Raw genomic sequence first — 14,268 nt, forward strand, 5'->3', positions numbered from 1 at the left:
GCGCTTTTGCATTTTACCAAAGTGTTTTGTTAGGGTGCGCCTGCACACCCTATATAGCACGCGCGCGCGGTGGTCTGCGATATCTCTCTGATCGCGCTCAGCATATGAAAACCAAGGGGTTTTTGATTTGCAGCACCACAAAGAGCGCCCTTGCCTCTGTTTACAAACGGTCGTTTATTGATGGTATGTGAAACTGCAAACGGCCTGTTTTGATGCCCCTGATCGGCTACGCGCGCGTCTCGACCGAAGATCAGACCCCCCTGCCCCAGTCGCAGGCCCTGAAATCTGCGGGCTGTGCTGAGATCCATGAGGAGCAAGCCTCGGGCGGAAACCGGGCGCGGCCGGTGCTGGCCCGTGTTCTGGAACGGATCGGCAAGGGCGATACGCTGGTCGTCGTGCGCATCGACCGCCTGGCGCGGTCCCTCGCGCATCTGCTGGAGGTGATCGAGCGGCTGGAGGCGAAAGGCGCCTTCTTCCGCTCTCTGACCGATCCGATCGACACGTCCTCGCCGCAGGGCAAGTTCACCCTGCAAGTTCTCGGTGCCGCGGCCGAGTTCGAGCGCGCCCTGATCCGCGAACGCACCAAAGCGGGTTTGGCCTCAGCCCGCAGCAAGGGACGGATCGGCGGCAACCCCGGCTTGCGCGCCCGCGATCCAGCGGCGCTGCGCAAGGTGCGGCTGGCGCGGCAGGATGGTTATATGGAACGGCTGAACGAGACGGCGCAGGACTGGGTGCCCCAAGTGCGCCGCCTGCGGCCCGACATGGCTTGGGAGGACGTGCTGCGCGTCATCAACGGCCCCCTGCCCCGCGACCGGCATTGGACGCAAAGCCGGCTGCTGCGCGCCGTGAATGCCTACGTCCGCGACGGCTTCCTGCCCGAAACCGTGCTGGGCCGCGCTGGTCGACGCGAAACCAACGACCGCCTGCCCGCCATCGTTGCCGCCATCAAAGGTGCGGATCCCGGCATCACGCTTCAGGCGATCTGCACCCGGCTAGAAGCGATGCGCGAGCGCACACCCCGCGGGCGGACAAGCTGGCAGCCGTCATCCGTTAAGATGCTGTTGGAACGAGCCGAAAGGCTGGGGCTGCTCGAGTAGCCAAATAACCTTGCAAATCTTCCGCGCCATGGAAGGATTTCAGGGTTACGGCCTGCGCCATTCTCGGAAACTGTCCGCTCATGCAAAGGGGTTGACGATGCGAAGCTGGCCTTCCACCAGCAGGCCATCTTGCATGTCCTCACTCCACAGCGTGGTACAGCCCGCAACCAAAGCGCTTGCCACAATCATCGCATCGTAGATTGAGAAGCCGTAGCGTTCCGCCAAGGCGCGGCCGACGTCATGGGTCTGCACAGTCAGATCTTCGACGGGGCACAAAGAGCGTACGCCTTCGAGAAATGCCGCTGCTTCCTCCCAACTGAGGCCGGCTTTGCGGCGGCAGTTCACCAGCGTCTCGTTCAGGACCTGGACGCTGATCCGGGGTCCCTGCCCCAGGATGACCTCGGCGCGATCGGCCTTCGGGCCGTCGTCGAGCAGGTAAAGAACGACATTCGTGTCCGCGAACTCAGCGCTCATGCGCGTCGTCGCGGCTCAGACGTTCTGCTGAGGACAACTTCCCCCGGAAGCGGCGCAGGCCGGTCAGCACCTCATCCGCACGAGCAAGGCGACGGACTCTGACCCGACCGTCGTCCTTGACCAGGTCGATTTGATCACCCTCCTTGAGACCAAGCTCTCTGACGAGCTCCGCGGGCAAACGGACGGCCAGCGAGTTGCCCCATTTTGCGACCTGCATGGCGACCTCCTGCGTTGATATACATTTGGTAATGTATATCATGCTGGTTGCGCGGGCAAGCCTGTCCCCGTACCCGGGCTACTCTTGTGCGTCATGCAGCGGCTGACACCAGATTTAGAAAGAGCTTGCGCGAATCTGGCATGTCGGGCAATAGTCTCGAAAAATACCGCGTGGTCACATAAAAATCGCGCCCACGAATCGAGGCAGAGATGAGCGACGCTGAGCAGGACCTAGACATTGCCATCGGGCACTACGCAGAGCTTCTCGCGTCGAACCTTCACGCGCAACGTGCGGCTCACTTCCCTCCTGACGCCAAGAAGGTCATGCGCAGCCTGACCAGCGGTGAAGCGGCCGAGTTGCTTGGGGTCGACCATACCTATCTTCGCAAGCTTCATCGAGAAGGAAAGATCGCTGAGGTCGAAACGACTGCGGGAAGTCACCGTCGGTATACGCTGGATGATGTCTGGGACATCCGCCACGCCCTTGAGGCAAATGCAAAAAAGCCTGGCACCTACGTCCCGGGACGTCGTGGCGGGGATGAGCTTCAGATTATCTCTGTCGTCAACTTCAAGGGTGGGTCAGGCAAGACGACCACGTCAGCGCACTTGGCGCAACGCTTGGCGCTCAAAGGATATCGGGTGCTCGCGATCGACCTCGATCCTCAGGCTTCCCTTTCCGCGCTGCATGGCATCCAGCCTGAATTGGACCTGATGGAGGGCGGGACCCTCTATGACGCGGTGCGCTACGATGAGCCGGTTCCGATTTCGGAGGTGATCCGCAAGACCTACATCCGCGGTCTGGATCTGATTCCTGGCAACCTCGAACTCATGGAATTCGAGCACGAGACGCCTGCCGCTATTCAGCGGGGTGGTGCGCGCGCCTTTTTCGCGCGGGTGCGTGATGCGCTCGACAGTGTCGAAGCAGACTACGACGTCGTCGTCATCGACTGTCCCCCGCAGCTCGGCTTCCTGACCATGTCCGCCCTGTCGGCATCCTCCGGCGTCCTTGTAACCGTTCACCCGCAGATGCTCGATCTGATGTCCATGTCGCAGTTCCTGCGCATGACCGCTGATCTGCTCGGTGTCATCCGGGATGCCGGCGCAAATCTTCGTTTCGACTGGCTGCGGTTCCTACCGACCCGATACAAGGTGGGCGATGCCCCACAGACCGAGGTCATTGCCTTTATCCGTGGACTGTTCGGTAGATCAGTCCTCACCAACCATATGGTTGAGTCGACGGCTATCTCTGACGCGGGGCTGACCAAGCAGACGCTCTATGAGGCCGACAAGAAGGACTTCACGCGTCAGACATTCGACCGCGCAATCGAGTCCATGAACGCAGTCAACGACGAGATCGCTGAGATCATCCAGAACACGTGGGGCCGAAATGGCAAGAAAGCCTAAACTCGGGCTGCCGTTGCAGACCCTGCGCAACGCGCCGGACGCACTGGAAGGGCGCAGGCTGCGCGGCGGCGTCTTCGAAATCGAGCCTGACCAAATCGAGACCGCAGGTCGGCTTGATGACCGTTTGCAGATCGATACCGAGAGTCTCAAAGCCTCGATTTCCAAGAATGGTCAGCGCGTGCCGATCCTTGTCCGGCCGCTTGAGGGTGAGCGTTACAGCCTGATCTATGGCCGTCGCCGGCTGGAAGCTTGCAGGGAACTCGGCATCAAGGTCCGCGCCATCGTCACGGAGATGGAGGGCGATCAGGCGCTTCGCGATCAGCTTTTGGAGAACCAGGAGCGTCGGGACCTTAGCTTCATCGAACGCGCGCTTGTCGCCGCCGCCTTGCTGGACGGTGACCATCTGAGCGCATCCGAACGCACAAACAAGGGTGTCGCCGAGGTTCTCAATTTGACCGAGGCAGGCGTTTCTCAGCTGTTAAGCGTGGTTCGCACCGTCGGAGAGGATTTGATCCTGGCCATTGGCGCGGCGCCGGGCATCGGAAGGCCCCGATGGGAAGAGCTCAAGAAGTTGCTTGGGTCTAAAGATGTCGATCGCGAACGGCTTACCGCTTTGGCCGGTGAGGCGAAGACCACCCACCAAGGTGGGATAAACGAGAAGTCCGATAATGCATTCTTGGCTGTCCTCTCCGCTGCAGGAAAGCCTGAACAGACCGCGTCTTCGTCTCGCCCTCGCGGGCAGCCTGGCACGGTCATTCCGGGCGTCGGTGCAGCCACTGTCACGACTGGACGTCGTGGCAAGCAACTCAAGCTCGAGTTGAAGGCCGAGGACAGTGATTTCGTCAGCTGGTTGGAGGGACATGCCCCGCAGTTGATCGCCGAGCTTCACGAGCGCTGGAAGCGTTCGGAAGACTGAGGAAGAGCAACAAACAAAGGAGGCACGAGACAGGCAGAAAAGAAAAAGGCCCCGAGAAGCAAGCTTCACGAGACCTTTCTTAGGTTTCGCACGGGACCAGCCCGCTACAAAACTTCAGTTTTCGCACCTCTGAATGTAGCGATCTGGCCCCTTTCCCGCAAGCGCAAAGCGATTCGCGGGCCAGGGAAATTTTGCCTTCGTGAACGAAAATCATGGAGTACACACCTATTTCGCCGTTTATGCGGCCGATTTCGCACGCCCATCTGCGTGTGGTCGAGCGACCCGAGGCGTCCGTTTCAGGCAAGCCCGTCAATAAGTGGGAGCTCTTGCGTGAGCTGTCCAAGGCGCAGGCTGCCTTTGGGGTTTCCGAGCGCGATCTGACGGTTCTCCAGGGGCTGCTCAGCTTCTTTCCCGATGATGCGCTTGGCGGGAACGCCGAGATGGTCGTCTTCCCGTCCAACAAGGCAATCTGCGAGCGGCTGAACGGCATGCCCTGCTCCACGATGCGCCGTCACCTGGCCCGCCTGGTCGAGGCCGGCTTGCTGATGCGACGCGATAGCCCCAACGGGAAGCGCTACGTCCGCAAGCACGGTGAAGAGCATGTGGCTTTCGGCTTCGAGCTCTCGCCGCTCTACTGCCGGTCCGAGGAGATCGCGCGGGCCGCAGAGGCCGTACGTGAGGCCGAGGAGCGTGTCAGGCGGTTGAGGGAGGTCGTCAGCCTCATGCGGCGCGATCTCGCGGCCCTCGCGGAGTTCGGAGAGGAGATCCGGCCTGGCCTTGGCCTCTGGGATCAGCTGCGCGACACGGCCGCCCTTACGGCACGCGCCCTTCGCCGCAAGCTGTCGCTTGAGGACCTCTCGGGCTATCGGGCCGAACTTGAAGCTCTCCTCGATCAGGCTCGCAACCTCATCGATGGTCCTGAAACAGAAGAAATGAACACCAATGATGCCTGTTTTGAGCGTCACCATCATAATTCAAATAAAGAATCTATAGATTTTGAACCTGCCTTGGAAAAAGGCGGAGCGGCGGCCGTCGCGCCCGATGACGATACCGACGCACCTGTTGCTGACGTTGAAGAACCGGACACACGACCAGTCCCGAAAATCCCGCTCCACCTGGTTCTTGCCGCCTGCCCTTCCCTCAAGACCTTCTACCAGGGTGATATCCGGCACTGGCACCAGCTTTTCGACGCGGCGTGCCACGTCCGGCCCGCCATGGGGATCAGTGCATCAGCTTGGGAAGAAGCGCAGCGGCTCATGGGCCCCGAGCAGGCGTCGATCGTCGTCGTCGCCATGCTGGAACGCTTTGCCGACATCAGATCCCCGGGTGGCTATCTCCGCGCGCTGACCTCCAAAGCCGCAGCTGGCGAGTTCTCCTGCGGACCGATGGTCATGGCGCTGATCTGCCGGCGGAGTGCGGCTTAACAGCTGTTAAGTTCAGATCGGCCATGGCTCGCGCGTCATGACTTAACAGCTGTTAAGTCGCCTCTTGGCAGTCACAGGATGTTCGAGAGGAAAAGGTTGGGGGTTTGAGGGGTGATGGGAAGTGAGATCGGGAGAGTGGCTTCCGACGCCCGTCGTGGAGAAGATCTGATGGCGAAAGCAGCCCAGAACATCACCCTGTCCCCGTCGCGGGACATCCCTTTCAACAAGCTCGTGCTGAGCCAGTCCAATGTGCGGCGCATCAAGGCTGGCGTCTCCGTTGAGGAACTGGCCGAGGACATCGGGCGGCGCGGGCTCCTGCAGAGCCTGAACGTCCGGCCCGTGCTCGATGCCGATGGTGTCGAGACCGACACGTTCGAGATCCCGGCCGGTGGTCGACGCTTCCAGGCGCTGTCGCTCCTGGTGAAGCAGAAGAGGCTGGCGAAGGCCGCGCCGATCCCCTGCATCGTGCGGGATGCTGCGTCCGACATTCTGGCCGAGGACGACTCGCTGGCAGAGAACATGCAGCGCGTCGCTCTGCACCCGCTGGACCAGTTCCGCGCGTTTCAGGCTCTGCGCGAGAAGGGTCAGGGTGAGGAAGCGATCGCGGCGGCCTTCTTCGTCACGCCGCAGATCGTGAAGCAGCGCCTGAAGCTTGCCTCCGTGGCCCCTGCCCTGCTCGAGGTCTATGCCGAGGATGGCATGACGCTCGAGCAGCTGATGGCCTTCACGGTAAATCCGGATCACGCGCATCAGGTGCAGGTCTGGGACGCAGTGAAGAACTCCTGGAACAAGGAGCCCTATGCCATCCGGCGCATGCTGACGGAAACCTCGGTCCGGGCGTCCGATCGCCGCGCGGTCTTCGTCGGTGTCGATGCCTATGAGGCGGCCGGCGGTGTCGTCCTGCGCGATCTCTTCCAGGGCGATGACGGAGGCTGGCTCGAGGACCCTGCCCTGCTCGATCGGCTGGTCTCCGAGAAGCTCCAAGCCGAAGCCGAGGCGCTGGCCTCGGAAGGCTGGAAGTGGATCGAGGTGGCGACCGACCTGCCCTATGGCTACAGCCACGGTCTGCGGCGTCTGGCCGGTGATCCCGCGCCGATGACCGACGAAGAAAGCGCGGCCCATGCGACGCTCCTCGCGGAGTATCGGGCGCTGGAGGAAGAATACTCCGGCCAGGACGAATACCCCGAGGAGATCGATGCCCGGCTGGGTCAACTCGAGATGGCGATGGAAGCGCTTGAACAGCGGCCGCTGAACTACGACCCGGCCGAGGTTGCGCACGCGGGTGTCTTCGTGACGCTGGATCGGGACGGCAGTCTTGCGATCTATCGAGGCTATGTCCGGGCCGAAGACGAGCCGCATGAGGAGACCGCGGTCCAGGATGGTGATGGTGTGGATGTCATGGGGCAGGGGGGTGATGTCGGCGGTTCCAGTTGGAAACCATCGGCGACGCCCGCTGGCGGCACCATCATCACCTCGGGTGGTCAGCCGATCGGTGCGGACCCGTCCGAGGAGGACGACGACGGAGCGCTGAAGCCGTTGCCCGAGCGGCTGGTCATGGAACTGACGGCTCACCGGACCTTGGCTTTGCGCGAGGCCATCGGGCGGTCGCCAGACGTGGCGCTGACGCTCCTGCTCCTGAAGCTGGTGACGGATACCTTCCGCACCTCCTCTGCGACGGGCAGCTGCCTCGAAGCCTCGGTCCGCCATGTCTACATGTCGGCGCAGGCGCCCGATCTGAAGGACAGCGTCGTGGCGAAGCTCGTCGACGAACGCCACGCGGCCTGGGAGGCCGATCTGCCGCTCGGCGATGATGCTGCCCTCTGGGACTATCTGTCCGTTCTCGACGAGGGCAGCCGTCAGGCGTTGCTGGCGCATTGCGTCAGCTTTGGCATCAACGCGCTCCATGAGAAGGTGAACCCCTATGGGGCGGGCATTTCTGCCAGCGGTCTGACCCGCCGCATGGCCCATGCCGATCTGGTGGCGCGGGCCGTCGATCTCGACATGGTCGAGGCGGGCTGGGAGCCGACGGTGGATGGTTACCTTAACCGGGTGCCCAAGGCCCGGATCCTCGAGGCCGTGCGCGAGGCGAAGGGGGAGGGGACCGCGCAGCTTCTCGATCACCTGAAGAAGGGCGAGATGGCCACGGAAGCCGAGCGGCTCCTCAAGGGCAGCGGCTGGCTGCCCGAGGTCTTGCGTCGGGCCGATCTGGCGGCAGGCGACGGCGAGCCGATCGTAGAAGGGCAGGGGGAGGACGCGGACCAGCCCGAGGATGTCGATCTCCCGGCCTTCCTGACGGCCGATCTGCCGGACAGCGATGCGTCGATGATGGCGGCAGAGTGATCTGAGCCATCCGGGGGCGGGAAAACCCGCCCTCACTCTCATAAAATACAGCATTATCAATATGATGAATGCGCGCGCTCGCATTCGAGATGAGGAATCATGTCTGCAACAACCATCATCGACACAGCCCCTCTCGGGGCGCTGATCCGCTACACCGACGGCAGTCCCAAGCCGCCAGCACGGTTCACCAAGAAGCTTGCCGCCTGGGAGCGTTCGAACGGCGTCGGCCGTCTCGTGAAGAAAGAGCCGCCCCGGGTCTATCCGACCTGGACCGCTCCAGCTTCCTTCACGCTGCATGAAGGGAACTTTTCTTCGGACGGGGTGATCCTCGTAACCATCATGCGCAGCCATTCGGCGGACAGCCGTCTGATCTTCGAGGTGGCCGAGGTACCGAAGGCCGGGCAGGTGCGTGTGCTCCTCGACTTCGGGGGCAACACTGAATTGCTGCATCTGGCGGAGTCCGTCACCGCAGCCGAGCTCTGGATTGCGCGAGAAGGCTATCGCAACGCGCGGCTCGAGATCGTCGGTGCCGAGGACGGCGAAAGGGCAGGGGGCGCGGACCTGGCCGCCTGAGCCCCGACAATGCGTGAGGGGTCTGCCGAAGGGCCGGGCCTCTCACCGACCATACCATCGTCCCGCGATGCCGCGGGGCACCATAGGATCCATCCCCAAAGACGGAGCTCTTCAACCAAGAGCCTGCCCGGGAGGCTGGCGGCGTTCCAAGCATCAGCGGGACAACCGGCTCCTGACGTTGGGGGACCATCCCCCGCTCGCCATTCCCTTCCTTGCCCCGGATCCCGTCTTCGAGATCAACCCGCGAGGGGTCGGACTACGGGCGAGCCCGTGCCGCCGGGCGGATTCGGACGAGCCGAACGCACCCGGTGATGTCAGCCAGTCTTCGGGCCTGCGGGGTCCTGTCGCGCGGGGGATGGTCCCCCGCCTCCCAGACAGGAGCCAAACAGATGTCCCGCAAAGATGCTCACGCCTTCGCCGCCTCCCTCGCCGCCACGCTCATGGTCTCGATCGTCGTCTTCCAGGCAGGGGATGGAACCTTCGGCGCCGTCCCCGCCGATGAAATCGACGGCGACGAGGTCGTGATCGTCTCGGAATACGATCCCTTCGGGTGAGGCTTCGGCCTCACTTTCCGAGGGCTCGGCACGGCGCGGATGCGCCTCCGGGCCTATCGCCGATAGAGTGATCGGCGGTGCCGATCTTGGTAGACCTGTGTGCCACCTGCGCACGTCGTAGGACGCGATGGGCGGAGAACAGACGGTAAGGTAACAGGGTTAAACTTGCAGCGATTCTAGAAAGAAGTCGGTCGCTATGTTGCCGTCAGTCGACAGAAATAGTCCAGAATTGCACCCTGCGGCATCAGAATATCGGTTTTCAGTTGTGCTGCCGTCAGCCAAGCAGCAGAGCCACCAGGAGTACAACCAGCCCGACAGCGCTAGAGATGATGTCATACTTGTTGACCTCGGGTTGTGGTAGCTGACTGCGTGGACGACCAGGCCGAAGTCCGCGTGCCTCCATAGCGATGGCGGCCCGCGTTGCGCGGCGGATACCAAAGGCCAGAAGCGGAATGACAAGCGCCATGACCTCGGGCGGTCGAGGGATGCGGCGCAAGGCGTGGCCTGCGCGCATAGCACGTGCCATCCGCAGATTTTGCATCTCGCGGCCCAGATCCGGCACTAGATGCATAGCTTGCAGGATCGCAAAGCCAACAGGAGCCGGCAGGCGCAGATGCTGCATCAGCGCCCGAACCAGTCGCCCTGCATCCGTCGTTAGCGCAAAAAGCGCCGAGATCATGCCGCAAGCCAGCACGCGCGCAAACAGAACCAACCCCGGTGACAGGTCTGGCTGCACCGCCCCCTGTTCGCGCGCCATCTGCACCGCGAATCCGGATTCGCGCTGGAAAAGAACCGAGGTGGTCAGAAAGCCCATGCCAAACAGGGCGAAGGGCACCATCAGCAGCAGGATCTTCCATAGCGCGACCCGTTCCACGACCCAGAGCAGCAGCACCGCGAACCCCAGCGCGATAAGCTGAAACTGCAAATCGAAGACCACAAGCGAAGCGATGATCCAGATCAGACAAAGGGCGAGCTTCGGCAAAGGGTGCAGACGGCTCAACATTAAGCAGGCACCATATGCTGCAAAAGCGGCGCGACCTCTGGTGGGGCCAAGCCCATGGTGTCCAGAAGCGGGGCGTCGCAGAGGATTTCTGGCGCCGGTCCCATAGCTGCAACCCCGCCCTGATCGAGCAAAGCAATACGGTGACAGACCGAGAGGGCAAATTCTGCGTCATGCGTAATGACCGCCAGCGCACGACCCGAGGCCGCGAGACGCCGAATCTGCGTCGCGATACGCACTGTTGCGCGCCAATCCAAGCCGGTGGTCGGCTCATCAAGGATCAGCAAACGCCAGCGATCGGTTTCAGTCAGCAGCGCCAGCGCTAGCCTACGCTTCTGGCCCATGGACAATGTGAACGGATGCTGATCCGCCTGCTCGGACAGGCCCCAGTCAGCAAGCGCCTGCGTGATCTGCGTGGGCGACAACCCGAGTTCGGCCAATTCACCACGCGTGGTGTCGGTCGTGAAATGGGCTTCTGGATTCTGGAAGGCAATCGCCCCGGCAGGCCCATGACGCTGCCCGTCGCGCAGGGGCGCGAGTCCGGCGAGACAAGCCGCGAGTGTCGATTTTCCAGCCCCGTTCGGTCCAAGGATGCCCAGCACTTCGCCCGCGTGCAGGCTGATCGAGATATCGCGCAGCACAACAGGGCCAAAGGGCGGGGCGCAGGCGGCCCCCTCAAGCCGAACCAGTTCAAGGCCGGGTCTGGCAGGCGCGGGAAGCAGGAGCTGGGCCAGATCAACATCTGGCGGCAGGTGCGCCAGCAGATCGGACATCCGCCACTGCTTTGACAACACATGCCCGGCTTCTATGAGGCGCAACCGCAAGCGCACAGCAGGAGGTGTCCATATCCCCTGCGCAACCAGCCTAGCACCATGTTCGGCGAAGACATGATCTGGGGTGCCTGTGATCAGCAGTTTCCCAGAGGGGTTCAGTACGATCACGCGGTCGATACGGTCGAGCAGCGCCCCCAGCGCATGATCGACAACCAGCGCAGTGCGCCCTGGGGCCAGCACCTGTTCTGCAAGACGTTTGGCCGCTTGCGGCGCAAGACTTACCGTTGGCTCATCCGCAACGATTAGCGCGCTGCCCTGCGCCAGTGTCGCCGCAAGTGCGACCATCTGTTTCTGCCCACCAGAAAGCGTAGCGGTGCGCCGCGCGGCCCACTCTTGCGGAATGCCCGCACGGTCCATTGCTTCATCAATGGCCGCCCCCATCTGATCAGGCGGGTAATTTCGGTTTTCCAGCGCGAAGGCGACTTCATCTGCGACAGTGAACCCTGCCAAGGTCTGCTCGGCATCCTGGAACAGAAACGCCACCTGATCAGCCCATTCGGACGGACTGCGCGACGCAACATCCGCTCCGAAAATCCGCAACTCGCCATCGCACCTGGCCGGGATGCTTTTGGGCAGCAACCCGGTCAGTGCATGCAGGATCGAGGATTTGCCGCAGCCCGAAGGCCCCAGCAGGAGAACCCTTTCACCTTGCGCCAGTGCGAAACCGACAGCCCCCACAGCGTCCTGTGTGGCATAGGGGTAGCGGATCACTAGATCGCGGACCCCTATTGCATCAGGCTGCGGCGCGGCGGTCATGGTCGATCTTCAGCCCCGATAGCACACCCGTCTTGAACAGCGCATTGGTGATGGTATAGCCCAGAACCCCGCCCAGCAGCGCACCCGACGTGCAGCGCAGCGCGAACATCACGACCAGCAGACCCGGCTCCAGAGCGCCATAATCGAAGCGCACCCAAGTATAGGCGAATGACACCATCGCGGCCCCCACACCCGCAGCCATCAGCACAGGCAGCGTCCAGCGGCGATAGCGATTGGTGGCAAAGACCAGTTCGGCGCCCATCCCCTGCACGAAACCTGTGAGCAAAAGCAACAAACCTGCTGGACTGCCCAACATGATCTGCACCGCTGCCGCAAGAATGTTGGAGACAAGTGCCACGCCGGGCTTGCGGATGATGGCCGCCGCGATGATCGAATTTATGAACCAAAAGCCCATCACGGCATCCATCGTCACTGGGCCAAAGATCGCTTGCAGGATCAACCAGACCTGCACCCAGCCGAGATAAAGCACACCAAATACAGCGCCCAGAACGGCAACGATCAGAGTTTCACGCAGGGTCCAGACCGAATTCTCGGGCATGGCAGTCTCCATTTTTCAGGTTTGGGAAAAGGGCGCAGTTTGCGCCGCAACGTCAGATTCTGCTTGGGCTGTTGGCCGAAAGCGTCACATCAAGCGCGACATGGCCTGCCTGCGCACCAAAGTTGGTAAACGCCTGCGAGAGTGTCGCAAAAACCGGCCCGGCATCGCCACGCAATTTGGTGCAGAAGTTCTTTGACCGCTCGAAGGTTCCCGATGATTTCAGGAAGTCGATGCAGCCGTAGACCTCGTCCATATGGTGGCCCAGTCCGAGCGGATAGAGCGAAAATTGGGCGGCCACGATCTGCCCGGTTTGCGGCGCTACGGCGACGGCTTGCCGTGCCGCCTCGATCCGGGCGGGCAGTTCGGCGTCAGGCGTCAGGCTGTCAACGGGCGTGCAGATCGGGTCATCTGGCTCGCCCGGACAGCCGCGCGAGACTGTCGCGTGCATGGTGCAATGCACCCCAGAGCGCGCCGCAGCCACGAACAGATCGCGCATCGCTGGAAACAGGATCTCGGGAGGGCCGACGATCAACGTGGACACGTCATCCGTTTCGATCCGCAATTGGTCGCGCCATGGATCAAGCTGTTTGATTGCATCTAGGATGATGCTGACGAAATCATCAGACATCGGATAAAGCGACACTTGTGCGCCTGAAAACATCTTCACCTCGCTCCGCTGGCATTACCCAGATCAGCTAAAGGGTCAGCGGACTTGCATCCGTCATCTCAGCCCCAGCATGATGGAGCGCCCCTGTTGACGCCTTGATCGTAAAATCTCTGACGGATTTGGCAAGGGGCAACTGACGTGCCGAGGAAAAAGCATGCAAAGCTTGAAGTGGCTCGGAAGTGAGACCCGGCACTGGCAAGCGAGAAAACAGGTTTATCTAGTGTTCCGAGTCTGACATTTGCTACCGGTTTCCCCTGATTTCATCGAGTGCGTCAAGCGCACGGCGTTCGCGGGCGATGATGTCTTCAGCGCTTTTGCTCCAGACGAAGGGCTTCGGTTTGGCGTTGTGCTGCAGCAGGTAGTCGTAGATCGCTTCTTCGAGGTCATCGACGCTGTCATAACTCCCGCGGCGGATGCGCTTTGTGGTGATGTCGGCGAAGAAGCGTTCCACGAGGTTCATCCAGGACGCGCTGGTGGGCGTGAAATGCAGCTTGAAGCGGGGATGTTTCTCGAGCCAGGCCTGCACCTCGGGCGTCTTGTGGGTGGCATAGTTGTCGAGGACGATGTGGATGTCGCGCGGCTTTTGGACGGCGCGGTCGATGCGGCGCAGGAATGTCAGGAACTCCTTGGCGCGGTGGCGTGGCATGCAGTCGCCGATCACGAGGCCCGACTTCACGTCCAGCGCGGCGAAGAGCGTGGTGGTGCCGTGGCGCTTGTAGTCGTGGGTCATGGTGGCCGCGCGTCCCTTCTTGAGGGGCAGCCCGGGCTGGGTCCGGTCGAGCGCCTGGATCTGAGACTTCTCGTCAACGCACAGAACGACGGCCCTTTCCGGCGGATCGAGATAAAGCCCCACAATCTCGGTCACCTTCTCCTCGAACAGCGGGTCGTTCGAGACCTTGAAGCCCCTCACGACATGCGGCTTCAGTCCGGCATCCGCCCAGATGCGGCCGACGCTCGAAGGCGATATGCCGACCGCCTCGGCCATCGTCGCGCGGCTCCAGTGCGTGGCATTGGGTGGCGTTTCTTGCACGGTCTTCGCGATCACTTTCAGTCGGACCGCCCTCGGCAGGGGCGGCACGCGGGAAGGCCGCGTCTTGTCCCGCTTGAGCCCTAGCACGCCTTCGTCAAGATACCGCTCCTGCCAGCGCCAGACCGTCGGCTTCGACATGCCCGTCCGCCGCATGATCTCGACAGTCCCCTCGCCCTCCGCCGTCGCGAGCACGATGCCCGCTCGCCACGCGAGCTTGCGCGCCGTGTTGCGGTTGGTCAGCAGACCTTGAAGCTCAGCGCGGTCGGCGGGGCCAAGGTAAAGGCAGATGTCGGAGCGTCTCATCCACCGATCATGACACGGCAGAGCAGGATTGGGAATCCTACGTCAGGTGTGGAACACTAGCTATTTGCTGCGATGGCCTTGACCGGCCGCTTCGGGGAAATCGATTTGATGCTCTGACTGTC

At 62.2% G+C, this 14,268-nt stretch carries 14 protein-coding genes and 1 riboswitch; of the genes, 7 read left to right on the forward strand and 7 right to left on the reverse strand.

What is annotated here, in order from left to right:
- The first annotated feature begins 212 nt into the window (after positions 1-212).
- Positions 213-1,097: a recombinase family protein gene (locus G9Q80_RS06260; protein WP_088716085.1), complete on the forward strand. Its 885-nt coding sequence runs from the start codon at positions 213-215 to the stop codon at positions 1,095-1,097.
- A gap of 78 nt (positions 1,098-1,175) precedes the next feature.
- On the opposite strand, the gene G9Q80_RS06265 is transcribed toward G9Q80_RS06260, so the two are convergent.
- Together G9Q80_RS06265 and G9Q80_RS06270 are read right to left on the reverse strand one after the other, a co-directional pair.
- Positions 1,176-1,571 (reverse strand): PIN domain-containing protein, encoded by a 396-nt coding sequence (locus tag G9Q80_RS06265; RefSeq protein ID WP_088716084.1) that lies wholly within the window; start codon positions 1,569-1,571, stop codon positions 1,176-1,178.
- Positions 1,561-1,788 (reverse strand): AbrB/MazE/SpoVT family DNA-binding domain-containing protein, encoded by a 228-nt coding sequence (locus tag G9Q80_RS06270; protein ID WP_088716083.1) that lies wholly within the window; start codon positions 1,786-1,788, stop codon positions 1,561-1,563. The genes G9Q80_RS06265 and G9Q80_RS06270 overlap by 11 nt, the downstream gene beginning before the upstream one ends.
- Positions 1,789-1,997: 209 nt before the next feature.
- On the opposite strand from G9Q80_RS06270, the gene repA reads away from it, so the two are divergent.
- The 6 genes from repA (at position 1,998) to G9Q80_RS06300 (ending at position 8,998) form a co-directional block, all read left to right on the forward strand.
- On the forward strand, positions 1,998-3,191 hold the full coding sequence (repA, locus tag G9Q80_RS06275) for a plasmid partitioning protein RepA (RefSeq protein ID WP_088716082.1): 1,194 nt from the start codon (positions 1,998-2,000) through the stop codon (positions 3,189-3,191).
- Positions 3,175-4,107: a plasmid partitioning protein RepB gene (gene repB, locus G9Q80_RS06280; RefSeq protein ID WP_088716081.1), complete on the forward strand. Its 933-nt coding sequence runs from the start codon at positions 3,175-3,177 to the stop codon at positions 4,105-4,107. The genes repA and repB overlap by 17 nt, the downstream gene beginning before the upstream one ends.
- Before the next feature lie 212 nt (positions 4,108-4,319).
- Entirely contained in the window at positions 4,320-5,531 is a 1,212-nt protein-coding gene (gene repC, locus G9Q80_RS06285) for a plasmid replication protein RepC (protein ID WP_088716080.1), read from the forward strand.
- Between the two features lie 168 nt (positions 5,532-5,699).
- Complete coding sequence (locus tag G9Q80_RS06290) at positions 5,700-7,871, forward strand: ParB/RepB/Spo0J family partition protein (protein WP_088716079.1); 2,172 nt, start codon at positions 5,700-5,702, stop codon at positions 7,869-7,871.
- Positions 7,872-7,970: 99 nt separating this feature from the next.
- Positions 7,971-8,444, forward strand: coding sequence for a UCP036055 family protein (locus tag G9Q80_RS06295; protein ID WP_088716078.1), 474 nt, complete (start codon positions 7,971-7,973; stop codon positions 8,442-8,444).
- Between the two features lie 389 nt (positions 8,445-8,833).
- Complete coding sequence (locus tag G9Q80_RS06300; RefSeq protein ID WP_007803240.1) at positions 8,834-8,998, forward strand: hypothetical protein; 165 nt, start codon at positions 8,834-8,836, stop codon at positions 8,996-8,998.
- A 274-nt stretch (positions 8,999-9,272) separates the two neighbouring features.
- Here the strand turns inward: G9Q80_RS06300 and G9Q80_RS06305 are convergent, their stop codons facing one another.
- The 5 genes from G9Q80_RS06305 to G9Q80_RS06325 all read right to left on the reverse strand — a co-directional run bounded on the left by G9Q80_RS06305 (position 9,273) and on the right by G9Q80_RS06325 (position 14,146).
- A complete protein-coding gene (locus tag G9Q80_RS06305; protein ID WP_088716077.1) occupies positions 9,273-10,001 on the reverse strand; it encodes an energy-coupling factor transporter transmembrane component T family protein in 729 nt (242 codons plus the stop codon).
- Positions 10,001-11,587, reverse strand: a complete 1,587-nt coding sequence (locus tag G9Q80_RS28400; protein WP_088716076.1) for an ABC transporter ATP-binding protein — start codon at positions 11,585-11,587, stop codon at positions 10,001-10,003. The genes G9Q80_RS06305 and G9Q80_RS28400 overlap by 1 nt, the downstream gene beginning before the upstream one ends.
- On the reverse strand, positions 11,565-12,146 hold the full coding sequence (locus G9Q80_RS06315; protein WP_088716075.1) for an ECF transporter S component: 582 nt from the start codon (positions 12,144-12,146) through the stop codon (positions 11,565-11,567). Before G9Q80_RS06315 ends, G9Q80_RS28400 begins: the two co-directional genes overlap by 23 nt.
- A 52-nt stretch (positions 12,147-12,198) precedes the next feature.
- Positions 12,199-12,807: a YkoF family thiamine/hydroxymethylpyrimidine-binding protein gene (locus G9Q80_RS06320; protein ID WP_088716074.1), complete on the reverse strand. Its 609-nt coding sequence runs from the start codon at positions 12,805-12,807 to the stop codon at positions 12,199-12,201.
- Positions 12,798-12,909, reverse strand: a riboswitch (TPP riboswitch). It overlaps the preceding gene by 10 nt.
- Positions 12,910-13,054: 145 nt before the next feature.
- Entirely contained in the window at positions 13,055-14,146 is a 1,092-nt protein-coding gene (locus G9Q80_RS06325) for an IS630 family transposase (protein ID WP_088716073.1), read from the reverse strand.
- Positions 14,147-14,268 lie beyond the last annotated feature (122 nt).

This window comes from Mameliella sp. LZ-28 (genome assembly GCF_012274245.1).
Classification (GTDB): domain Bacteria; phylum Pseudomonadota; class Alphaproteobacteria; order Rhodobacterales; family Rhodobacteraceae; genus Antarctobacter; species Antarctobacter albus.

Coding starts and splice junctions, on each gene's coding strand:
- G9Q80_RS06260 (WP_088716085.1), top strand. CDS start 213: ATGCCCCTGATCGGCTACGCGCGCGTCTCGACCGAAGATCAGACCCCC.
- G9Q80_RS06265 (WP_088716084.1), bottom strand. CDS start 1,571: ATGAGCGCTGAGTTCGCGGACACGAATGTCGTTCTTTACCTGCTCGAC.
- G9Q80_RS06270 (WP_088716083.1), bottom strand. CDS start 1,788: ATGCAGGTCGCAAAATGGGGCAACTCGCTGGCCGTCCGTTTGCCCGCG.
- repA (WP_088716082.1), top strand. CDS start 1,998: ATGAGCGACGCTGAGCAGGACCTAGACATTGCCATCGGGCACTACGCA.
- repB (WP_088716081.1), top strand. CDS start 3,175: ATGGCAAGAAAGCCTAAACTCGGGCTGCCGTTGCAGACCCTGCGCAAC.
- repC (WP_088716080.1), top strand. CDS start 4,320: ATGGAGTACACACCTATTTCGCCGTTTATGCGGCCGATTTCGCACGCC.
- G9Q80_RS06290 (WP_088716079.1), top strand. CDS start 5,700: ATGGCGAAAGCAGCCCAGAACATCACCCTGTCCCCGTCGCGGGACATC.
- G9Q80_RS06295 (WP_088716078.1), top strand. CDS start 7,971: ATGTCTGCAACAACCATCATCGACACAGCCCCTCTCGGGGCGCTGATC.
- G9Q80_RS06300 (WP_007803240.1), top strand. CDS start 8,834: ATGTCCCGCAAAGATGCTCACGCCTTCGCCGCCTCCCTCGCCGCCACG.
- G9Q80_RS06305 (WP_088716077.1), bottom strand. CDS start 10,001: ATGTTGAGCCGTCTGCACCCTTTGCCGAAGCTCGCCCTTTGTCTGATC.
- G9Q80_RS28400 (WP_088716076.1), bottom strand. CDS start 11,587: ATGACCGCCGCGCCGCAGCCTGATGCAATAGGGGTCCGCGATCTAGTG.
- G9Q80_RS06315 (WP_088716075.1), bottom strand. CDS start 12,146: ATGCCCGAGAATTCGGTCTGGACCCTGCGTGAAACTCTGATCGTTGCC.
- G9Q80_RS06320 (WP_088716074.1), bottom strand. CDS start 12,807: ATGTTTTCAGGCGCACAAGTGTCGCTTTATCCGATGTCTGATGATTTC.
- G9Q80_RS06325 (WP_088716073.1), bottom strand. CDS start 14,146: ATGAGACGCTCCGACATCTGCCTTTACCTTGGCCCCGCCGACCGCGCT.